The sequence below is a fragment of the Pseudomonas sp. TE31087 genome (assembly GCF_057284075.1).
Genome location: NZ_JBXVNN010000001.1, coordinates 2,825,834 through 2,846,073, shown reverse-complemented (window position 1 = coordinate 2,846,073; position 20,240 = coordinate 2,825,834). Strand labels below are relative to the sequence as shown.

Below are 20,240 nucleotides of genomic sequence, written 5' to 3'. Positions count from 1 at the left end.
GAGTCGATGAAAATTCACTATGTTGCCTTTCTCGACATTTTGGGTTTCAAGGAGTTGGTTGGTCGTGAAGTGCGAGATGGTTCAGGGCTATATCTTGATAAGTTGTTACGGTGTCATAGGAAATGCACAGAGATATTTAATGGTGACTCTGGGCTGAGTATTGTCCAGTTTTCGGATTCGGTTGTCATCACGAAGCCATACGATGCTGCGGACTTTAGAGGGTTTGTGAGCCTGATAGCGGATTATCAGCGCTACTTGCTTGATGAGGAGTTACTTTGTCGAGGAGGTGTGGCTGTCAATCAGCACTTTAGCAATGGAAGTTTTACTTTTAGTGCGGGTTTGATTGATGCTTATACTGTTGAAAGCACTGCTGCTAGATATCCTAGGGTGGTCGTTTCTTCAGATGTTATAGATTTGGTTTGCCCAGAGGGTAAGGTGCCTATTGAGCTAGTTCGCGAAGATGATGGTCTCTATTTTGTCGACTACTTAGGTATAACTAAATCTAAGCGGCCTGCTCATTTGACACGGTCTGTTAAAAACGTAGTGTCCTCGCTGGAGCGTAGTAAAGTTCCATCTGTGAGGGAAAAGGGAATATGGCTGGCAGGTTACTCTGATGCGGTACTTGGCACTGATTATGCGCCGTCGAGGTTCAGAGGGGGGCGGGTTGCGTAGCATGTAATTCTTAAATTAAAGGCTGCCTCGAAGGCAGCCTTTTTTGATAGCAGAGCGATCAATCCCAGCTCAGAGCACCACCAGTCTGATACTCGATAACCCGAGTCTCAAAGAAGTTCTTCTCCTTCTTCAAGTCCATGATCTCGCTCATCCAAGGGAACGGGTTAGTAGTCCCCGGATACTCTTCCTTCAGACCAATCTGGGTCAGTCGACGGTTGGCAATGAACTTGAGGTAGTCCTCCATCATCGCCGCGTTCATGCCCAGCACGCCGCGTGGCATGGTGTCACGGGCGTATTCGATCTCCAGCTGGGTACCCTGCAGAATCATCTGGGTAGCCTCTTCCTTCATCGCGGCATCCCACAGGTGCGGGTTCTCGATCTTGATCTGGTTGATCACGTCGATACCGAAGTTCAGGTGCATGGATTCGTCGCGCAGGATGTACTGGAACTGCTCGGCGACGCCGGTCATCTTGTTGCGGCGGCCCATCGACAGGATCTGGGTGAAGCCGCAGTAGAAGAAGATGCCTTCCAGGACGCAGTAGTAGGCGATCAGGTTGCGCAGCAGCTCTTTGTCGGTTTCGACGGTGCCGGTGTTGAACTCCGGGTCCGAGATGGCGCGGGTGTACTTCAGGCCCCAGGCTGCCTTTTTGGCGACCGACGGGATCTCGTGGTACATGTTGAAGATCTCGCCTTCATCCATGCCCAGCGACTCGATGCAGTACTGGTAGGCGTGGGTGTGGATCGCCTCTTCGAAGGCCTGGCGCAGGATGTACTGGCGGCACTCCGGGTTGGTGATCAGGCGGTACACGGCCAGGGCCAGGTTGTTGGCAACCAGCGAGTCGGCGGTGGAGAAGAAGCCGAGGTTGCGCATGACGATGCGGCGCTCGTCTTCGGTCAGGCCGTCCATGCTCTTCCACAGGGCGATGTCGGCGGTCATGTTGACCTCTTGCGGCATCCAGTGGTTGGCGCAGCCGTCGAGGTACTTCTGCCAGGCCCAGTCGTACTTGAAGGGTACGAGCTGGTTGAGGTCGGCGCGGCAGTTGATCATGCGCTTTTCGTCAACGGCGACGCGAGCCGAGGAGCCTTCCAGCTCGGCCAGGCCTTCGGCGATATCCAGGGCGTCCAGCGCAGCCTTGGCGCGCTTGACGGCGTCGGAGTCGGCGGCGGTGGCGGCACGGGCTTCCAGGGCGGCGGCACCGCCGGCGCTGTCGAGCTTGTCGAGGGTGGTGGCGGCTGCGGCCTGCGCGGGGGTGTTGCCTTTGGCGGCGACTTCACCGTCTTCTTTGTCGAATTCGTCCCAGCTCAGCATGGTCCTGGCTCCTGCTAGAGGGTTGCGCGGGGCAACCGGTTGGATTTTGAAGTGATGCCTGTACGGCGCGACGCCAACAGGCGCTGCGGCAAGCAGTGAGAGCGGGCTCTCGTCACGTTTGAAGGTGTTCGGGTCGGCGCCTGGCCTGCACTCGGGCGAGGGGGCAGGGCACCTGGAAGCTGTACGGCAACGATAAAACCTGCGGTGTGGCCCGGGGGGGCTTGCTTCACGCAGTCGATCATTGGCTCATCCCTTTTTGGGGCCGCGAAGTATACCGGAAATCACTTTGGATCGGGGCGGCGCAGGAGGCGCAAGGCGGTAAATTTTCGACCTGCATTACGTGCTTCCGTTCACTGGATACCGGTGGTTCGTCACGGGGTAAGAGTCTAGCCCTAAATGGGATTAGATCCTATATGTAGTGTGATTTTTTTTGTTTGGCGCTACATATGGTGTTTTGATCTTGGTCAGGGCCTAGGGGGTGTATTGCCTGTAGGGCCCTGTCGCGGGGCAAGCCCGCTCCCACGTGCCGTTCCCACGCACCGCTCCCGCAGGGAATGTCGGGGCGCAAAAAAATGCCGCCTCAGCCACCCGTGAGGGCGGTTGAGGCGGCATCTTCAGCTCAGCGCTGCGAAGGCCTTATTGGCAGGCTTCGCAATCCGGCTCGTCGATGGCGCAGGCCTTCGGTACCGGGGCAGGGCCCGCGGCCTGGACCGGGGCGCTGTCGCCGCCGCTCGACACGGCGTTGAGCTTGCCGGTGTTGATGGTCGACTTCTCGGTGCTGGTCGCGGCCAGGGCACGGAGGTAGTAGGTGGTCTTCAGACCACGGTACCAGGCCATGCGGTAGGTCACGTCCAGCTTCTTGCCCGAAGCGCCGGCGATGTACAGGTTCAGCGACTGGGCCTGGTCGATCCACTTCTGGCGACGCGAGGCGGCATCGACGATCCACTTGGTCTCGACTTCGAACGCGGTGGCGTACAGGTCCTTCAGCTCTTGCGGGATACGCTCGATCTGCTGAACCGAACCGTCGTAGTACTTCAGGTCGTTGATCATCACCGAGTCCCACAGGCCACGGGCTTTCAGATCGCGGACCAGGGACGTACGGGTTGATCACGGTGAATTCGCCCGACAGGTTCGATTTCACGTACAGGTTCTGGTAGGTCGGCTCGATGGACTGCGACACGCCGGTGATGTTGGCGATGGTCGCGGTCGGCGCGATGGCCATGATGTTCGAGTTACGAATACCTTTTTGCACGCGCTCGCGCACCGGTGCCCAGTCCAGGCTCTCGGTCAGGTCGACGTCGATGTACTTCTGGCCACGGGCCTCGATCAGGATCTGCTGGCTGTCCAGCGGCAGGATGCCCTTGGACCACAGCGAACCCTGGAAGGTCTCGTAGGCGCCGCGCTCGTCGGCCAGGTCGCAGGAAGCCTGGATCGCGTAGTAGCTGACCGCTTCCATCGACTTGTCGGCGAACTCGACGGCAGCATCGGAGCCGTACGGGATGTGCTGCAGGTACAGCGCGTCCTGGAAGCCCATGATGCCCAGGCCGACCGGGCGGTGCTTGAAGTTCGAGTTACGCGCTTGCGGCACCGAGTAGTAGTTGATGTCGATCACGTTGTCGAGCATGCGCACGGCGGTGTTCACGGTGCGTTGCAGCTTGGCGGTGTCCAGCTTGCCGTCGACGATGTGGTTCGGCAGGTTGATCGAGCCCAGGTTGCAGACCGCGATCTCGTCCTTGTTGGTGTTCAGGGTGATCTCGGTGCACAGGTTCGAGCTGTGGACCACGCCCACGTGCTGCTGCGGGCTGCGCAGGTTGCACGGGTCCTTGAAGGTCAGCCATGGGTGGCCGGTCTCGAACAGCATCGACAGCATCTTGCGCCACAGGTCTTTGGCCTGGATGGTCTTGAACACCTTGATCTTGTTGTACTCGGTCAGGGCTTCGTAGTACTCGTAGCGCTCTTCGAAGGCCTTGCCGGTCAGGTCGTGCAGATCAGGCACTTCCGATGGCGAGAACAGGGTCCACTTGCCGTCATCGAAGACGCGCTTCATGAACAGGTCAGGGATCCAGTTGGCGGTGTTCATGTCGTGGGTACGACGACGGTCATCACCGGTGTTCTTGCGCAGCTCGATGAATTCTTCGATGTCGAGGTGCCAGGTTTCCAGGTAGGCACACACGGCGCCCTTGCGCTTGCCACCCTGGTTCACGGCAACGGCGGTGTCGTTGACCACTTTCAGGAACGGCACGACGCCTTGCGACTTGCCGTTGGTGCCCTTGATGTACGAGCCCAGTGCACGTACCGGGGTCCAGTCGTTGCCCAGGCCACCGGCGAATTTCGACAGCATGGCGTTGTCGTGGATCGCGTGGTAGATGCCCGACAGGTCGTCCGGGACGGTGGTCAGGTAGCAGCTGGACAGCTGCGGACGCAGGGTACCGGCGTTGAACAGGGTCGGGGTCGAAGCCATGTAGTCGAAGGACGACAACAGGTTGTAGAACTCGATCGCACGGGCTTCTTTATCTTTCTCTTCCAGCGCCAGGCCCATGGCCACACGCATGAAGAACACCTGCGGCAGCTCGAAGCGCACGCCATCCTTGTGGATGAAGTAGCGGTCGTACAGGGTCTGCAGGCCCAGGTAGGTGAACTGCTGGTCACGCTCGTGGTTGATCGCCTTGCCCATGCGCTCCAGGTCGTAGCCTTTCAGTGCAGGGTCGAGCAGCTCGAACTCGACGCCTTTCTCGACGTAGGCCGGCAGGGCCTTGGCGTACAGGTCGGCCATCTCGTGGTGGGTGGCGCTGTCGGCGACGTTCAGGAAGCCCAGGCCTTCGGCGCGCAGGGTGTCCATCAGCAGGCGGGCGGTGACGAACGAGTAGTTCGGCTCGCGCTCGACCAGGGTACGGGCGGTCATCACCAGGGCGGTGTTGACGTCCTTCAGGGCCACGCCGTCGTACAGGTTCTTCAGGGTTTCGCGCTGGATCAGGTCGCCATCGACTTCGGCCAGGCCTTCGCAGGCTTCGCTGATGATGGTGTTCAGGCGGGCCATGTCCAGAGGCGCGAGGCTGCCGTCGGCGAGGGTGATGCGGATGCTTGGGTGCGGCTCGACCACGCTGTCGGCGTTGGAGCGGGTAGCGCGCTCTTTGGCACGCTGGTCGCGGTAGATCACGTAGTCGCGGGCGACTTTCTGCTCGCCGGCGCGCATCAGGGCCAGTTCGACCTGGTCCTGGATTTCTTCGATGTGGATGGTGCCACCCGATGGCATGCGACGCTTGAACGTGGCGGTGACCTGCTCGGTCAGGCGCGCGACGGTGTCGTGGATGCGCGACGAGGCGGCGGCGGTGCCGCCTTCAACTGCGAGGAACGCCTTGGTGATGGCAACGGTGATCTTGTCGTCGGTGTAGGGGACGACAGTGCCGTTGCGCTTGATCACGCGCAGTTGGCCGGGGGCGGTGGCAGCCAGATCCTGGTTGGATTCGGCCTGCGGCGCCTTGGCCTGCGGGTTCTCGCGAGTTGTGTCGGTTTGCATGGGTGGGTGTCTCCACAGTTTCTAGTTTGTTCAGGCGCCTTGTTGGGGCGCCCACCGTTCCGTCCGCTTGCTCGATGGCCCGGGCGGGGAGGCGTCATGCACGCGCATACGCCCGCTCGGGCTTACCGACTTCGGGACAGACTCAGGAATAAGGGGCAATAACCTGCCGCTCCCTGGCCGAAGTCAAAGGTTCTGGGCGTACCCAAAATCTGTTGCTGATGAGTGGGAGGCATTGCCTGCAACACTCATACCCGAACAAGGCCGTCTGCGGCTTGCCTCGGTCGCCCTCCGCAGGAGCGGTTTGGCTGTTGAAATCACGTTAAGTTCAGTCGGTAAATTCGCTTGAATTTGCCTGGCGACTTGTGTTTGTGATTTTGCGCGAAACCCAACATCTAGTGGTTCGCTGCGATAGGGATACAAGATAATGCGGTCTCGGGGGCTTTGCAAGGTGAGCGCCTGTGGATAACTTGTGGGTACTTTGTGAGTGATCCGTGGGTATTCGCTGTAGCCCTTGTCCCAAGAGGTTTGCACTATTTTTTGTCTGTGCTACGCCGTCGCGCAGTTTTTTTCGGGCGCGCACCCTATCACAAAAAACGGTTCAGTCGTGGGGCGTTCTGGGTGGTTGGCAGGGGTGGGGGCGGGACGTAGTATCCGGGGCTGATGTTGCGCTTTGGTGAAGGCGGTTTTTCGCTGGAATCAAAGGGTTGTGCTGGCCTCATCGCGGGGCAAGCCCGCTCCCACGTTGAATACAGAACCATGCGTGGGATACAGAGTCATGCGTGGGAGCGGGCTTGCCCCGCGATGAAGCCGGTACAGACAACAGCAAGGCCCAAAAAAAACCAGAAGAAGGGTAAGGCCATGGACCAGCCAATCAACCGCATCCTCATCGTCGAGGACGACCAGCGCCTCGCCGAGCTCACTGCCGAGTACCTCCAGGCCAACGGCTTCGAGGTGGCGGTGGAGGGCGATGGTGGCCGTGCCGCCCGGCGCATCATCGACAGCCAGCCAGACCTGGTGATCCTCGACCTGATGCTGCCCGGCGAGGACGGCCTGAGCATCTGCCGCCGGGTGCGTGGCCAGTACGCCGGCCCCATCCTCATGCTCACCGCCCGCAGCGACGAGCTGGACCAGATCCAGGGCCTGGACCTGGGCGCCGACGACTATGTGTGCAAGCCGGTGCGCCCGCGCGTGCTGCTGGCGCGCATCAACGCCCTGCTGCGCCGCAGCGAGGCCCCGGAACGGCGCCAGGAATTGACCTTCGGCCCACTGCATATAGACAGCCGTCAGCGCGAGGCGCGCCTGAGCGGCCAGCTGATCGAGCTGACCGGCGCCGAGTTCGACCTGCTCTGGCTGCTGGCCAGCAACGCCGGGCGGGTGCTGTCCCGCGAGGAGATCTTCACCTCGCTGCGCGGTGTCGGCTACGACGGCCAGGACCGCTCCATCGATGTGCGCATCTCCAAGATCCGCCCCAAGATCGGCGACGACCCGATCACCCCGCGGCTGATCAAGACCCTGCGCAGCAAGGGCTACCTGTTCGTCGGCGAAGCGCCATGAACTCGATCTTCCTGCGCATCTATGGCGGCATGCTCGCGGTGCTGGTGCTGGTGGCCGTGCTCGGTGTGCTCAGCCTGCACCTGCTCAACGAAATCCGCGCCGGCCAGCACCGCGAGCGCCTGGCCCAGGGCACCTTCAGCCTGATGGCCGACAACCTGGCGCAGCAGAACGCGGTGGAGCGCACCCGTTCGCTGGTGATCTGGGAGCGCCTGCTCGGCGTGCCGCTGGACCTGCAGCCGCTGTCGGCGTTCACCCTCGACGGCGGGCAGCGGGCGCGGCTGTACCGCGACCTGGTGGTGGTGGAGAAGACCGGACCGCATGCCGCCCGGGTGTTGCGCCGGGTCGGCCACGAGGACCTGCTGCTGGTGGCCGAGGTCAAGCAGATCAGCGAGCAGCTGGCCCGCGCCACGCTTTATCTATTGGCCGATGAACTGGTGCGCTATCCGGTGACCGAGCAGCAGGCGCGTCTGGCGCAGCTGCGCCAGAGCAAGGGCTTCGGCTTTGACATCGCCCTGCAGCGTATCGAGCGCGCCGCCCTGGACGACGACCAGCGCCGCCGGGTAGAGGAAGGCGACACGGTGATGGCCTTGGGCAGGGACGGCGATTCGATCCGTGTGTTCTCGGGGCTGTCCGGCTCGCCCTGGGTGCTGGAGATCGGCCCGCTGTACCAGCTCAACCCGTATCCGCCGCAGTTGCTGATCCTGATCGCCTTCCTCGGCCTGTGCCTGATCGGGCTGGTGGTCTACCTGCTGGTGCGCCAGTTGGAAAGACGGGTGTCGGGCCTGGAGGTGGCGGCCACGCGTATCGCCCAGGGCAGCCTCGACACCCGCGTGCCGGCCGGCGACGCCGACTCGGTTGGGCGCCTGGCCGAGGCCTTCAACGGCATGGCCGAGCACCTGCAGCGCTCATTGACCATGCAGCGCGAGCTGGTGCGGGCGGTGTCCCACGAGTTGCGCACGCCGGTGGCGCGCCTGCGCTTCGGCCTGGAGATGATCGAGAGCGCCAGCACTGACGAGGCCCGGGCCAAGCACCTGGCCGGCATGGACGGCGATATCCAGGACCTGGACAAGCTGGTCGACGAGATGCTGACCTACGCCCGCCTGGAGCAGGGCGCGCCGGCCCTGCATTTCCAGGTGGTGGACCTGGACGAGCTGCTGGCGCGGGTGATCGAGGAACTGGCGCCGCTGCGGGCCGAGGTGCGGGTGGTACGCGGGGTGTGCCACGGGCTCGATGGCGGTGACGCCCGGGTCGAGGCCGAGCCGCGCTACCTGCACCGGGCCCTGCAGAACCTGGTGCGCAATGCCATGCGCCATGCCGAATCGCAAGTGCGGCTGAGCTACCAGATCGGCCAGCAGCGTTGCCGCATCGATGTGGAGGATGACGGCCCCGGAATTCCAGAAGGAGTGTGGCACCGCATCTTCACCCCGTTCACCCGTCTCGACGACAGCCGCACCCGGGCCTCGGGCGGGCATGGGCTGGGGCTGTCGATCGTGCGGCGGATCATCTACTGGCACGGCGGCCGCGCCCTGGTCGGGCACAGCGAGCAGCTGGGCGGGGCGTGTTTCAGCCTGAGCTGGCCGCGTGAGCAGCCGCGCGACTAGACGCTGATCAAGCTGAGCAGATGGCCGTTCTGCAAGCAGAACTGGCCATCGAGTTCGACGCCGTGGTGCCACTCGGCCGACAGGTCGGTGAGCAGGCGCAGGCGGGCATGGCCGTCGTCGGACCAGGCCAGCAGTTCGGCGTGCTCGAAATAGAAGCGCTGCCGGGTGAGCGGGTAGAGGGTCTTGAACAGGCTTTCCTTGAGCGAGAAGGTCAAGGTCACGGCCAGGGCCTGCTGGCTGTGGTCCAGGCGCTCCAGCTCGGCGGGCGTTAGGATCTCCCCGGCCAGGCGTTCGGCGCGCTCTTCGCTGAGCAGGGTTTCCTGGTCCAGGCCCAGGCCACGGCATTGGCCGTCGGCTGCGACAACCGCGGCGGCCCAGCCTTGGCCGTGGGTGATCGAGCCGTGGATGCCGGCGGGCCAGATTGGCGAGCGGTCTTCATGAGGGGCGGGAACGTAGCTTCGACCATCGAGAATCCGCAGTGCCTCGCGGGCGCAGACCCGACCGGCCAGGTACTCGGCCTGGCGCTTGGCCACCGAGCGTTGCAGGCTGGCGGTCTGCTCGATGCCGGCGCGCTGGAAGTCGTCGGCGGCCAGGCGGGCCGGGTCGAAGGCGCAGCTGACCAGCACCGCGCCGGGGACCGGGCGGGGCAGGGGCCAGTGGTGCTGGAGCGGGGCGCAGCAGGTGGGGAGTCTGTTCATGGCGGGTATTGTGCCAGCCTGGTGACTGGTGGTGGAGCAGATATTTGGGGCTGCTTTGCAGCCCTTTCGCGGCACAAGGCCGCTCCTACAAGGGCATGCGGTCTCCTGTAGGAGCGGCCTTGTGCCGCGAAAGGGCCGCAAAGCGGCCCCGGCGATCATCAGTCGAACGCGTCTTTCAAGAACGCCTGCATATCCTTCCAGGAGCTCTCGTCAGCCGCCTTGTCATACCCGATATCCGGCCCGCCATGCCCCCCATGCCCCAACCGATCCGCATCCGGGTTGGTAAACCCATGCTTGGCCCCCGGAATCCCGACAAACTTGTAGTCGGCCTTGGCCGCATCCATCTCCGCCTTGAACGCCGCCACCTGCTCCGGGGTGACCATGCTGTCGGCCTCGCCGTGCTCCACCAGGATCTTCGCCCGGATCACCCCGGGCTTGGCCGGCGTCTGGGTCACCAGCGCACCATGGAAGCTCACCACGCCATCGAGCTTCTCGCCCCGGCGCGCCGCATCCAGCACCACCTTGCCGCCAAAGCAGTAGCCGATGGCCGCCAATTGGTGCTTGTTGGTGTTGGGCTGGATCTTCAACAGCTCAAGCCCGGCGTCGAAGCGCCGGGCAGCGGCTTTCGGGTCCTTCATCGCCGCCGCCATGAACGCCTGGGCGTCGGCCGGGTGCTCGGTGTTCTTGCCGTCGCCGTACATGTCGATGGCCAGGGCGTTGTAGCCCAGCGCCGCGAGGTCGCGGGCGCGGCGCTTGGCGTAGTCGTTCAGCCCCCACCATTCATGCACCACCACCACGCCCGGGCGCTTGCCCTCGATAGCGTCGTCATAGGCGTAGTAGCCGATCAGGCGCTTGCCGTCGGCATCCTGGTAGGGAATCTCGCGGGTCTGCACCGCCGCCTGGGCAAGGCTGGCGCTGCACAACAAGGCCAGGGCAAGCAGGGTACGCATGGTCGAGCTCCTTCTTCGGTTCGTTCAGCCAAGGTTCAGGCCGGGTTCAGCAGGGGTTCAGGGCGCCCTCCCTACTCTAGCCCCCAGACAGCAACAACGCATCCAACCCGGAGTACCTGAACCATGAAAACCCTCAATACCCTGATCGCCGCCATGGCCGTTTGCGCCGCCGGCCTCACCAGCGTTGCCCAGGCCGATGACAACTTCGCCAGCCTGACCTACGGCCAGACCAGCGACAAAGTCCGCAAGTCCGGCCTGCTGCAGCGCAACACCGACGGCCTGAACGCCGACGGCATCATCGGCAAGGACAGCACCTGGGGCGCGCGCCTGGGCAAGATCAACGACCAGGGCCGCTACTACATCACCTACGACAACGTCTCGGGCGATCACAGCGGCGTCAAGCTGCGCCAGGAGAACCTGCTGGGCAGCTACGACCTGTTCCTGCCGGTGGGCGATACCACCAAACTGTTCGGCGGCGGCAGCCTGGGCATGACCAAGCTGACCCAGGATTCGCCGGGCGCCCGCCGCGACACCGACTACGGTTACGCCGTCGGCCTGCAGGCCGGTGTGATCCAGGAAGTGACCGACAACACCTCGGTGGAGCTGGGCTACCGTTACCTGCGCAGCAACGCCGCCACCGAGATCGGCGCCCACGGCGGGCCGAAGGACGGTACCCTGCGCCTGACCAGCAGCGCGCAGACCTACCTGGCGGCTACCTACAAGTTCTGAGGTCGCTGTTATCCTGTGCCGGCCTCTTCGCGAGTAAACCTGCTCCCACAGGTGGTGCACAACCCTGTGGGAGCGGGTTTACCCGCGAAGAGGCCGGCACAGGGCATTCCCATTGAAAGGAGATCCACATGAAATTGCTGGTGGTCGAGGACGAGGCGCTGCTGCGTCATCACCTGTTCACCCGCCTCGGCGAGGGCGGCCATGTGGTGCAGGCGGTGGCCAACGCGGAAGAGGCCTTGTACCAGGCCGAGCAGTACAACCACGACCTGGCGGTGATCGACCTGGGCCTGCCGGGCATGAGCGGGCTGGATCTGATCCGCCAGCTGCGCAGCCTCGGCCAGACGTTCCCGATCCTCATCCTGACCGCCCGCGGCAACTGGCAGGACAAGGTCGAGGGCCTGGCTGCCGGCGCCGACGACTACGTGGTCAAGCCGTTCCAGTTCGAGGAGCTGGAGGCCCGCCTGAACGCCTTGCTGCGCCGCTCCAGCGGCTTCACCCAGTCGACCATCGCTGCCGGGCCCCTGGTGCTTGACCTCAACCGCAAGCAGGCGACCCTGGACGAGCAACCGCTGGCGCTGACCGCCTACGAATACCGCATCCTCGAGTACCTCATGCGTCATCACCAGCAAGTGGTGGCCAAGGACCGCCTGATGGAGCAACTGTACCCGGACGACGAGGAGCGCGACCCGAACGTCATCGAGGTGCTGGTCGGCCGCCTGCGCCGCAAGCTCGAGGGCGACAACGGCTTCAAGCCGATCGACACCGTGCGCGGCCTGGGCTACCTGTTCACCGAGCGCTGCCGATGATCCGTTCGCTGCGGGTGCGCCTGATGCTGGCGGCGGCGTTGCTGGCGCTGCTGTTCATGCTGGCGCTGCTGCCGGCCTTGCAGAAGGCCTTCAGCCTGGCGTTGCAGGAGTCGATCGAGCAGCGCCTGGCCTCGGACGTGACCACCCTGATCTCGGCCGCGCGCATCGAGCGCGGCCAGCTGCAGATGCCGGCGCTGCTGCCGGACGAACGCTACAACCTGCCCTACACCGGCCTGCTCGGCTACATCTTCGACCGCCAGGGCACGCTGGTCTGGCAGTCGCGGGCTACGCGCAACCGCAATATCAACTACCACCCCCGCTATGACGGGCGCGGCAATGAGTTCGCCCGCATCCACCAGGACGACGGCGACGAGTTCTTCGTCTACGACGTCGAGGTCAAGCTGCTCGGCGGCAAGAGCGCGGCGTTCAGCATCGTCGCCCTGCAGCCGGTGCGTGAATACCAGGACACCCTCAACGGCCTGCGCGAGAAACTCTACCTGGGCTTCGGCGCGGCGCTGCTGGCGTTGATGGTGCTGCTCTGGGCCGGCCTGACCTGGGGCCTGCGTTCATTGCGCCGGCTCAGCTCCGAGCTCGACGATGTGGAGAGCGGAGCCAGAGATGGGCTGAGTCGCGAGCATCCACGCGAGCTGCTGCGCCTGACCGGCTCGCTCAACCGCCTGCTGCGCAGCGAGCGCGAGCAGCGTCAGCGCTACCGCGACTCGCTCGACGACCTGGCCCACAGCCTCAAGACCCCGCTGGCGGTGCTGCAGGGCGTTGGCGAGAGCATGGAGCAGGGCGACCGCGAACAGGCGCGGGTGCTGCAGAGCCAGATCGAGCGCATGAGCCAGCAGATCGACTACCAGCTGCAGCGCGCCAGCCTGCGCAAGAGCGGCCTGGTGAAGCACCAGGTCGAGCTCAAGCCGTTGCTCGACAGCCTGTGCAGCACCCTGGCCAAGGTCTATCGCGACAAGCGCGTCGAGGTCAGCCTCGATATTCCGGCCCTGGCACGGGTGCCGATGGAGCAGGGCGCCTTGCTGGAGTTGCTGGGCAACCTGCTGGAAAACGCCTACCGGTTATGCCTGGGGCAGGTGCGGGTCAGCCTGCAGCAGTCGCCGGGGCTGCTGCAGCTGTGCGTCGAGGACGACGGGCCGGGCGTGCCGCCGGATCAACGCGAGCGGATTCTCGAACGCGGCGAGCGGCTGGACCGCCAGCACCCGGGGCAGGGGATCGGGCTGGCGGTGGTCAAGGACATCATCGACAGCTATGACGCCGAGCTGAGCCTGGGTGATTCGCCGTTGGGCGGGGCTGCGTTCCGTATCGCGTTCCGACTCGATTGATTCTGCCTTTCCAGTGCAGGGGGCGGTGCGTGGGAGCGGGCTTGCCCCGCGATACCGGCGAAGCCGGTGCCATCCGGCCCGGGCCTCATCGCGGGGCAAGCCCGCTCCCACCGGAAAGTCCCACTGAATACCTCTGAGGCGGATTCCCGCCAACCTGCCCTGTACGATTTCCGCCATCGGGCGGAAATCCGCCATTTCCTACCGGCTTTTACGCCCCGTCCCGGGGCATTCACACCCTGTAATCATTGGCTGTGCACCTCAAGCGGGCACTTTGGCATCGCCCTTGCTATTCAGCTGACAGAGGCCTGCCCAGGCACTCGCCCACAACGACAAATCCCTCCGGGTACAGGAGGGTTCGCGATTCAGGTGCCCCGACATCCTGGGAAGGATGCGCCGGCCCACTTGAGGAAAAACTAGCCATGACGACTCGTCAGCCGCTGTACAAATCGCTGTATGTCCAGGTGATCGTCGCCATCACCATCGGTATCCTGCTCGGCCACTACTACCCGGAAACCGGCGTAGCCCTCAAACCCCTGGGTGACGGCTTCGTCAAACTGATCAAGATGGTCATCGCCCCGATCATCTTCTGCACCGTGGTCAGCGGCATCGCCGGCATGCAGAGCATGAAATCGGTCGGCAAGACCGGCGGTTACGCGCTGCTGTACTTCGAGATCGTCTCCACCATCGCCCTGATCATCGGCCTGGTCGTGGTCAACGTGGTCCAGCCGGGCGCCGGCATGCACGTCGACGTCAGCACCCTGAACGCCAGCAGCGTGGCCGCCTACGCCGCCGCCGGCGCGCAGCAGACCACCGTGGGCTTCCTGCTCAACGTCATCCCCAACACCGTGGTCGGCGCCTTCGCCAACGGCGATATCCTGCAAGTGCTGATGTTCTCGGTGCTGTTCGGCTTCGCCCTGCATCGCCTGGGCAGCTACGGCAAGCCGGTGCTCGACCTGATCGATCGCTTCGCCCATGTCATGTTCAACATCATCAACATGATCATGAAGCTGGCCCCGATCGGCGCCTTCGGTGCCATGGCCTTCACCATCGGCCAGTACGGCGTGGGTTCGCTGGTGCAACTGGGCTACCTGATGGCCTGCTTCTACATCACCTGCGTGCTGTTCATCCTGGTAGTGCTGGGCGGTATCTGCCGCGCCCACGGCTTCAGCGTGATCAAGCTGATCCGCTACATCCGTGAAGAGCTGCTGATCGTGCTGGGCACCTCGTCCTCCGAGTCGGCCCTGCCGCGCATGCTGGCCAAGATGGAGCGCCTGGGCGCGAAGAAATCCGTGGTTGGCCTGGTGATCCCGACCGGCTACTCGTTCAACCTGGACGGTACCTCGATCTACCTGACCATGGCCGCGGTGTTCATCGCCCAGGCCACCGACACCACCATGGACATCACCCACCAGATCACCCTGCTGCTGGTGCTGCTGGTAGCGTCCAAAGGTGCTGCGGGCGTCACAGGTTCCGGCTTCATCGTGCTGGCCGCGACCCTGTCGGCTGTCGGCCACCTGCCGGTGGCGGGCCTGGCGCTGATCCTGGGTATCGACCGCTTCATGTCCGAAGCCCGCGCGCTGACCAACCTGATCGGCAACGCCGTGGCCACCGTGGTCGTGGCCAAGTGGGTCAAGGAGCTGGACACCGACACCCTGCAGGCGGAACTGGCGTCCGGCGGCTCGCCGCTGATCGACACCCGTCCGACCGACGACCTGGGCGTGGCCGAAGGCCCGGCACGTTGATCGCGGTGTGAAATGAAGAAGGCGACCCTCGGGTCGCCTTTTTTGTGCCACTTGCATAAGCCTACCCCCCCTGTAGGAGCGGCCTTGTGCCGCGAAAGGGCCGCAAAGCGGCCCCAGGATTTCAGCGTTGATGCAAGGATCGCCGGGGCCGCTGCGCGGCCCTTTCGCGGCACAAGGCCGCTCCTACAGGGAGGTGTCCGGCATCTACTCGACGCGGGTCTCGCCGCTGTACACCAGAATCTCCCGACACCGCCGGCACAGGTACCGCCGGCCCTGGCGCACCAGCTTGTGCCGCTGGGCGGTGAACGGGAAATCACTCTCCGGGCACGGACAGCGGTAGATGTAGCGCGTCGTCACCCGCCGCTGCACTTCATAGTTGTGGCAACGGTTCGGCGGCAGCTCGTACACCCCGCGCATGATCAGCTGCCACTCCTCGCCATGGGCCTGGATACGCTCGCCGAACAGCTGGTGGGCCACCAGATGGGCGACCTCGTGGGCCACGGTCTGGCGCAGGAAGTCGTCCTGGTTCTCGTGGTACAGCTGCAGGTTGAAGCGCAGCAGGTTCTCGTGCAGGTGGGCGACACCGGCTTTCTGGCCGCGCAGCTTGAAGCTGACCTGCGGGCGCGGAAAAGGGCGTTTGAAGAAGGTTTCGGCTTGCTGGTAACAGGTTTCGACGCGTTGTCTGAGCAGCTCGGGCATGGCGGGGCAGTTCTCCTGACCGGGCATTATGCCGCAGGCAATGACCGGCTGCCGAGCCGCCGGTCAGGCACACGAAACGAAGCCGCCTTGCGGCGGCCTCGGGTGATGCCCCAGTGTTGGTTGGATCTGATAGGTATGCGTTCAGTTGGTGTAGACGGGCCCCACGCCCAGTCCCCAGATGATCACGGTCGCGGCCATGATCGCCACCAGTACCACCAGGCCCACCGCCAGCACGGAGCTGGAGAACAGGAAGCCTTCATCCGACGGTATGTTCATGAACGTCGGCAAGCCGACATACAACAGGTACACGGTGTAGCAGATGGCCGCCGTGCCGATCAGCATGCCCAGCCACAGGTGCGGGTACAGCGCCGCGAGGCCGCCGATGAACAGCGGGGTGGCGGTGTAGGTGGCGAAGGCGATGCACTGCGCCATGCTCGGGTTGGCGTCGTAGGTGCGTGCCATCCAGTGGATGAAGGCGCCCATCACCGCGACCCCGGCGAGCATCGCCAGGTAGGACATGATGCTCATCCACAGCGCGCTTTCCATGGTCAGCATCACCGCTGGCCGCTCGCCGATCACCCAGCCGACCTGGGTGGTGCCGATGAACGCCGAGACGGCGGGGATCGCCGCCAGGATCAGCGTGTGCGTCAGGTACATGTGGCTGATGCTTTCTTCCTCGCCACGGATCTCCCGCCACTCCTGGTCAGGGTGGGTGAACAGCCCAACAACGTGATGAATCATACGGGTCACTCCTATCGTCGTTGCCAAACGCCCCCCGGATGGAGCGCCTATGGCCCGAGGCCAGGACACCAAGTGCTGCGCCAATGTGGCCTTATGTCGCAGTATAGGAAGCGGATCCCGGCACAAAACCGGCTTTTTAGAGCAAATTGCGCTGTCAGGCCCGGTGCTGATTCCCTTGAAGTCTTTATCGGATTCACCTACTGCGCCGTGCGGTTTGTGCGTAAAATAGCCGGCTTTTGTCACACCTCGCGGATCCAAGCGCTATGGGCACCCTCTCGGTCAACCAGAACAAACTGCAAAAACGCCTGCGTCGTCTCGCTGGCGAAGCCATCACCGACTACAACATGATCGAGGATGGCGACAAGGTCATGGTCTGCCTGTCCGGCGGCAAGGACAGCTACACCATGCTCGACGTTCTGTTGCACCTGCAGAAGGTGGCGCCGATCAAGTTCGACATCGTCGCGGTGAACATGGACCAAAAACAGCCGGGCTTCCCTGAGCACGTGCTGCCGGCCTACCTCAAGGAGCTGGGCGTCGAGTACCACATCGTCGAGAAGGACACCTACTCGGTGGTCAAGGAGCTGGTACCCGAGGGCAAGACCACCTGCTCGCTGTGCTCGCGCCTGCGTCGCGGCACCCTGTACACCTTCGCCGACGAGATCGGCGCGACCAAGATGGCCCTGGGTCACCACCGCGACGACATCGTCGAGACCTTCTTTCTCAACATGTTCTTCAACGGCGCGCTCAAGGGCATGCCGCCGAAGCTGCGCGCCGACGACGGTCGCAACGTGGTGATCCGCCCGCTGGCCTACTGCAGCGAGAAGGACATCCAGGCCTATTCGGACATGAAGGAATTCCCGATCATCCCGTGCAACCTGTGCGGCTCGCAGGAGAACCTGCAGCGCCAGGTGGTCAAGGACATGCTGGTGGAGTGGGAGCGCAAGCACCCGGGCCGTACCGAGAGCATCTTCCGCGCCCTGCAGAACGTTGCCCCGTCGCAGCTGGCCGACCGCAACCTGTTCGACTTCACCAGCCTGAAGATCGACGAGAGCGCCACCCCGCGTTTCCTCGACGTGCTGAACATCTGAGCTCATGCGCGACTATCAGTGGTTGCATGAGTACTGCCTGAACCGCTTCGGTTCGGCCCAGGCGCTGGAAGCCTTCCTGCCGCAGCCGCGCACGCCCGCGCAGCTGCGCGACATCCCTGACGATCGCTACCTGTCGACCCTGGCCCTGCGCGTGTTCCGCGCCGGGCTCAAGCACAGCCTGGTGGACGCCAAGTGGCCGGCGTTCGAGCAGGTGTTCTTCGGTTTCGATCCGCAGAAGGTGGTGCTGATGGGCGCCGAGCACCTGGAGCGGCTGATGCAGGATGAGCGCATCATCCGCCACCTGGGCAAGCTCAAGAGCGTGCCGCGCAATGCGCAGATGGTGCTGGACGTGGCGAAGGAGAAGGGCAGTTTCGGCGCGTTCATCGCCGACTGGCCTGAGACCGATATCGTCGGGTTGTGGAAGTACCTGGCCAAGCATGGCAACCAGCTGGGCGGGTTGTCGGCGCCGCGGTTCCTGCGGATGGTCGGCAAGGATACCTTCATTCCCACCGATGACATGGCGGCGGCGCTGATCGCGCAGAAGATCATCGACAAGCCGCCGACCAGCCAGCGTGACCTGGCGCTGGTGCAGCAGGCGTTCAACCAGTGGCATGCAGAGAGTGGTCGGCCGCTGTGCCAGTTGTCGGTGATGCTGGCGCATACCGTCAATCATTGAGATCGCCGGGGCCGCCGTGCGGCCCTTTCGCGGCACAAGGCCGCTCCTACAGGAGTACGCGTCCCCCTGTAGGAGCGGCCTTGTGCCGCGAAAGGGCTGCAGAGCAGCCCCGGAACTTAACGCCCTTCACCCGCCAGGCGCCGCTCCTGCTGGAACTTCCAGCGCACAAACAGCAACCCGCTGACGAACAACCCCAGGCTCACCAGCACCTCGACCCAGCCGAACAGCGCCCGCGCCGGATCGAACGCCGCCAGCACGCCCTTGATGAAATAGATGTTCACCACGAAGCAGGTCCAGGCGTGCGCCCGGGCGCTGCCCATCAGCATGCCCGGCAGCAATAGCAGCAGGGGGATCAGCTCGATGGCCATGATCACCTCGACCCGCGCCCCGTGCAGGTCGGCGAACCACAGGTTGTTCACCACCAGCAGGGCGATCAGGCCGAAGAAGCAGGCCAGGCTCAGGGCGCGGGTAAAGCGCACCCGGGGGGCCAGCCAGTCCAGTGGCGGCAATACCTTCGGCTTTCTAGCCACGTTCGCCACCCAGGGCCTTGGCCGTCTTCGCCAGGCGCTGTCCGAGCGCACGGCACAGGGTGATCTCGTGCGGGTCCAGCTCACGCTTGCCGTCGGCGCCGGCATGGTGGCTGGCGCCGTACGGCGTGCCGCCGCCACGGGTCTCGAGCAGCGCCGATTCGCTGTAGGGCAGGCCGGTGACCAGCATGCCGTGGTGCATCAGCGGCAGTAGCATCGACAGCAGGGTGGTCTCCTGGCCGCCGTGCAGGCTGGCGGTGGAGGTGAACACCGCCGCCGGCTTGCCCACTAACTCGCCGCCCAGCCACAGGCTGCTGGTGCCGTCGAGGAAGTACTTGAGCGGCGCGGCCATGTTGCCGAAGCGGGTCGGGCTGCCCATGGCCAGGCCCGCGCAGTGGCGCAGGTCGTCGAGGGTGGCGTACAGCGCGCCGCTGGCCGGGATGTCCGGGGCCACGGCCTCGCATTCGGTGGAGATCGCCGGCACGGTGCGCAGGCGCGCCTCCAGGCCGGCCATCTCGACGCCGCGGGCGATATGCCGGGCCATCTCGCTGGTCGAGCCGTGGCGGCTGTAATACAGCACCAGGATGTAGGGTTCGCTCACGGCAGGATCTCCAGGACCTTCTCTGGTGGGCGGCCGACCACGGCCTTGTCACCGGCCACCAGGATCGGGCGCTCGATCAGCTTGGGATGCTCGGCCATGGCCTTGATCAGCTGGGCGTCGCTCAGGGCCGGGTTGGCCAGCTCCAGGGCCTTGTATTCGTCTTCGCCGGTGCGCAGCAGCTGGCGCGCGCCGATACCCAGCTTGGCAAGCAGCTGTTCGAGGGTGGCGGCGTCCGGCGGGGTCTCGAGGTAGCGCACGATGGTCGGCGCCAGGCCGCGTGCCTCGAGCAGTTCCAGGGCGCCGCGGGATTTCGAGCAGCGCGGGTTATGATAGAGGGTCAGATCGGTCATGACGGGTCGCATCCAGCTGGGTGTGGCGGCTATTCTAACCGCAGCGACCGACTTCAATGCTTGAAAACTTCGAGAAGGATTGACCCATGGCAAGGCGTTTGGCAGCTGCACTGGCCATCACCGCGAGCCTGTTGCTCGGCGGCTGCGGTGCGGACTACGGCGTGGACCAGCACGGCAATACGGTGAAGGCCGAACAGATCGACGGGCACTGGCTGGTGCTCAACTACTGGGCCGAATGGTGCGGCCCGTGCCGCACGGAAATCCCTGAGCTCAATGCCGCCGCCAAGCAGTGGGAGGCGCAGGGCATCCGGGTGGTGGGGGTGAACTTCGACGGCTTGCAGGGGCCGGACCTGAAAGCCGCCGCCGATACCCTGGGCATCGGTTTTACCGTGCTGGCCCAGGACCCGGCCGAGCGCTACGAGTTGCCGCGCAGCGAGGCGCTGCCGGTGACCTACATCATCGACGACAAGGGCAAGGTGCGTGAGCAGTTGATGGGCGAGCAGACGCTTGAAGGGCTGCAGGCGAAGATCAGGGCTTTGAAAGGCGGCGCCTGATCGATCCTGGGGCCGCTTTGTGGCCCTTTCGCGGCACAAGGCCGCTCCTACAAGGGAATGCGAACCCCTGTAGGAGCGGCCTTGTGCCG

General features: G+C 64.2%; 18 protein-coding genes and 1 pseudogene. 10 read left to right on the top strand and 9 right to left on the bottom strand.

Annotated features, from left to right (window positions below; all coding sequences use genetic code 11):
• Positions 1–6: 6 nt before the first annotated feature.
• Positions 7–672, top strand: a complete 666-nt coding sequence (locus tag ACZ899_RS12785; protein WP_234560852.1) for a hypothetical protein — start codon at positions 7–9, stop codon at positions 670–672.
• A gap of 58 nt (positions 673–730) precedes the next feature.
• Here the strand turns inward: ACZ899_RS12785 and ACZ899_RS12780 are convergent, their stop codons facing one another.
• Together ACZ899_RS12780 and ACZ899_RS12775 are read right to left on the bottom strand one after the other, a co-directional pair.
• Positions 731–1,981 (bottom strand): ribonucleotide-diphosphate reductase subunit beta, encoded by a 1,251-nt coding sequence (locus tag ACZ899_RS12780; RefSeq protein WP_050704266.1) that lies wholly within the window; start codon positions 1,979–1,981, stop codon positions 731–733.
• A gap of 636 nt (positions 1,982–2,617) precedes the next feature.
• Positions 2,618–5,498: pseudogene (locus ACZ899_RS12775) on the bottom strand (ribonucleoside-diphosphate reductase subunit alpha).
• An 858-nt stretch (positions 5,499–6,356) separates the two neighbouring features.
• Here ACZ899_RS12775 and ACZ899_RS12770 point away from each other — a divergent pair.
• Positions 6,357–7,052 carry a response regulator gene (locus ACZ899_RS12770; RefSeq protein ID WP_028690938.1) on the top strand — a complete coding sequence of 232 codons (696 nt, stop codon included), beginning with the start codon at positions 6,357–6,359 and terminating at the stop codon, positions 7,050–7,052.
• Entirely contained in the window at positions 7,049–8,653 is a 1,605-nt protein-coding gene (locus ACZ899_RS12765; protein WP_232856689.1) for an ATP-binding protein, read from the top strand. The genes ACZ899_RS12770 and ACZ899_RS12765 overlap by 4 nt, the downstream gene beginning before the upstream one ends.
• On the opposite strand, the gene ACZ899_RS12760 is transcribed toward ACZ899_RS12765, so the two are convergent.
• Together ACZ899_RS12760 and ACZ899_RS12755 are read right to left on the bottom strand one after the other, a co-directional pair.
• The gene (locus ACZ899_RS12760) at positions 8,650–9,351 is read right to left on the bottom strand and encodes a 4'-phosphopantetheinyl transferase family protein (protein ID WP_234560850.1); all 702 of its coding nucleotides are present in this window, start codon (positions 9,349–9,351) and stop codon (positions 8,650–8,652) included. The genes ACZ899_RS12765 and ACZ899_RS12760 overlap by 4 nt on opposite strands.
• Positions 9,352–9,509: 158 nt before the next feature.
• Positions 9,510–10,301 carry a dienelactone hydrolase family protein gene (locus ACZ899_RS12755; protein ID WP_234560849.1) on the bottom strand — a complete coding sequence of 264 codons (792 nt, stop codon included), beginning with the start codon at positions 10,299–10,301 and terminating at the stop codon, positions 9,510–9,512.
• Positions 10,302–10,424: 123 nt separating this feature from the next.
• On the opposite strand from ACZ899_RS12755, the gene ACZ899_RS12750 reads away from it, so the two are divergent.
• The 4 genes from ACZ899_RS12750 (at position 10,425) to ACZ899_RS12735 (ending at position 14,915) form a co-directional block, all read left to right on the top strand.
• A complete protein-coding gene (locus ACZ899_RS12750) occupies positions 10,425–11,030 on the top strand; it encodes an outer membrane protein (protein ID WP_050704272.1) in 606 nt (201 codons plus the stop codon).
• A gap of 128 nt (positions 11,031–11,158) precedes the next feature.
• On the top strand, positions 11,159–11,836 hold the full coding sequence (locus tag ACZ899_RS12745) for a response regulator (RefSeq protein ID WP_028690933.1): 678 nt from the start codon (positions 11,159–11,161) through the stop codon (positions 11,834–11,836).
• Positions 11,833–13,173: an ATP-binding protein gene (locus tag ACZ899_RS12740; RefSeq protein WP_232856697.1), complete on the top strand. Its 1,341-nt coding sequence runs from the start codon at positions 11,833–11,835 to the stop codon at positions 13,171–13,173. Before ACZ899_RS12745 ends, ACZ899_RS12740 begins: the two co-directional genes overlap by 4 nt.
• 419 nt (positions 13,174–13,592) lie before the next feature.
• Positions 13,593–14,915 carry a dicarboxylate/amino acid:cation symporter gene (locus ACZ899_RS12735; protein ID WP_110736363.1) on the top strand — a complete coding sequence of 441 codons (1,323 nt, stop codon included), beginning with the start codon at positions 13,593–13,595 and terminating at the stop codon, positions 14,913–14,915.
• A 204-nt stretch (positions 14,916–15,119) separates the two neighbouring features.
• Here ACZ899_RS12735 and ACZ899_RS12730 read toward each other — a convergent pair whose 3' ends face one another.
• Together ACZ899_RS12730 and ACZ899_RS12725 are read right to left on the bottom strand one after the other, a co-directional pair.
• Entirely contained in the window at positions 15,120–15,614 is a 495-nt protein-coding gene (locus ACZ899_RS12730) for a SprT family zinc-dependent metalloprotease (protein WP_203647703.1), read from the bottom strand.
• 141 nt (positions 15,615–15,755) lie between these two features.
• A complete protein-coding gene (locus tag ACZ899_RS12725) occupies positions 15,756–16,355 on the bottom strand; it encodes a Yip1 family protein (RefSeq protein ID WP_028690929.1) in 600 nt (199 codons plus the stop codon).
• A 263-nt stretch (positions 16,356–16,618) separates the two neighbouring features.
• On the opposite strand from ACZ899_RS12725, the gene ttcA reads away from it, so the two are divergent.
• Together ttcA and ACZ899_RS12715 are read left to right on the top strand one after the other, a co-directional pair.
• A complete protein-coding gene (gene ttcA, locus ACZ899_RS12720) occupies positions 16,619–17,443 on the top strand; it encodes a tRNA 2-thiocytidine(32) synthetase TtcA (protein ID WP_011532643.1) in 825 nt (274 codons plus the stop codon).
• A 4-nt stretch (positions 17,444–17,447) separates the two neighbouring features.
• Positions 17,448–18,119 carry a DNA-3-methyladenine glycosylase I gene (locus ACZ899_RS12715; RefSeq protein WP_110736365.1) on the top strand — a complete coding sequence of 224 codons (672 nt, stop codon included), beginning with the start codon at positions 17,448–17,450 and terminating at the stop codon, positions 18,117–18,119.
• A gap of 116 nt (positions 18,120–18,235) precedes the next feature.
• On the opposite strand, the gene ACZ899_RS12710 is transcribed toward ACZ899_RS12715, so the two are convergent.
• Genes ACZ899_RS12710 through arsC form a run of 3 tightly spaced genes read right to left on the bottom strand, consistent with a single transcriptional unit; the run spans position 18,236 to position 19,597 of the window.
• Entirely contained in the window at positions 18,236–18,649 is a 414-nt protein-coding gene (locus ACZ899_RS12710; RefSeq protein ID WP_203647702.1) for a DUF2069 domain-containing protein, read from the bottom strand.
• On the bottom strand, positions 18,642–19,247 hold the full coding sequence (wrbA, locus tag ACZ899_RS12705; RefSeq protein WP_050704525.1) for an NAD(P)H:quinone oxidoreductase: 606 nt from the start codon (positions 19,245–19,247) through the stop codon (positions 18,642–18,644). Before wrbA ends, ACZ899_RS12710 begins: the two co-directional genes overlap by 8 nt.
• Complete coding sequence (gene arsC, locus ACZ899_RS12700; protein WP_234560848.1) at positions 19,244–19,597, bottom strand: arsenate reductase (glutaredoxin); 354 nt, start codon at positions 19,595–19,597, stop codon at positions 19,244–19,246. Before arsC ends, wrbA begins: the two co-directional genes overlap by 4 nt.
• A gap of 86 nt (positions 19,598–19,683) precedes the next feature.
• Here arsC and ACZ899_RS12695 point away from each other — a divergent pair, with 86 nt between their 5' ends.
• Positions 19,684–20,151 carry a TlpA disulfide reductase family protein gene (locus ACZ899_RS12695; protein WP_028690924.1) on the top strand — a complete coding sequence of 156 codons (468 nt, stop codon included), beginning with the start codon at positions 19,684–19,686 and terminating at the stop codon, positions 20,149–20,151.
• The last annotated feature ends 89 nt before the right edge of the window (positions 20,152–20,240 follow it).

Coding starts and splice junctions, on each gene's coding strand:
- ACZ899_RS12785 (WP_234560852.1), top strand. CDS start 7: ATGAAAATTCACTATGTTGCCTTTCTCGACATTTTGGGTTTCAAGGAG.
- ACZ899_RS12780 (WP_050704266.1), bottom strand. CDS start 1,981: ATGCTGAGCTGGGACGAATTCGACAAAGAAGACGGTGAAGTCGCCGCC.
- ACZ899_RS12770 (WP_028690938.1), top strand. CDS start 6,357: ATGGACCAGCCAATCAACCGCATCCTCATCGTCGAGGACGACCAGCGC.
- ACZ899_RS12765 (WP_232856689.1), top strand. CDS start 7,049: ATGAACTCGATCTTCCTGCGCATCTATGGCGGCATGCTCGCGGTGCTG.
- ACZ899_RS12760 (WP_234560850.1), bottom strand. CDS start 9,351: ATGAACAGACTCCCCACCTGCTGCGCCCCGCTCCAGCACCACTGGCCC.
- ACZ899_RS12755 (WP_234560849.1), bottom strand. CDS start 10,301: ATGCGTACCCTGCTTGCCCTGGCCTTGTTGTGCAGCGCCAGCCTTGCC.
- ACZ899_RS12750 (WP_050704272.1), top strand. CDS start 10,425: ATGAAAACCCTCAATACCCTGATCGCCGCCATGGCCGTTTGCGCCGCC.
- ACZ899_RS12745 (WP_028690933.1), top strand. CDS start 11,159: ATGAAATTGCTGGTGGTCGAGGACGAGGCGCTGCTGCGTCATCACCTG.
- ACZ899_RS12740 (WP_232856697.1), top strand. CDS start 11,833: ATGATCCGTTCGCTGCGGGTGCGCCTGATGCTGGCGGCGGCGTTGCTG.
- ACZ899_RS12735 (WP_110736363.1), top strand. CDS start 13,593: ATGACGACTCGTCAGCCGCTGTACAAATCGCTGTATGTCCAGGTGATC.
- ACZ899_RS12730 (WP_203647703.1), bottom strand. CDS start 15,614: ATGCCCGAGCTGCTCAGACAACGCGTCGAAACCTGTTACCAGCAAGCC.
- ACZ899_RS12725 (WP_028690929.1), bottom strand. CDS start 16,355: ATGATTCATCACGTTGTTGGGCTGTTCACCCACCCTGACCAGGAGTGG.
- ttcA (WP_011532643.1), top strand. CDS start 16,619: ATGGGCACCCTCTCGGTCAACCAGAACAAACTGCAAAAACGCCTGCGT.
- ACZ899_RS12715 (WP_110736365.1), top strand. CDS start 17,448: ATGCGCGACTATCAGTGGTTGCATGAGTACTGCCTGAACCGCTTCGGT.
- arsC (WP_234560848.1), bottom strand. CDS start 19,597: ATGACCGATCTGACCCTCTATCATAACCCGCGCTGCTCGAAATCCCGC.
- ACZ899_RS12695 (WP_028690924.1), top strand. CDS start 19,684: ATGGCAAGGCGTTTGGCAGCTGCACTGGCCATCACCGCGAGCCTGTTG.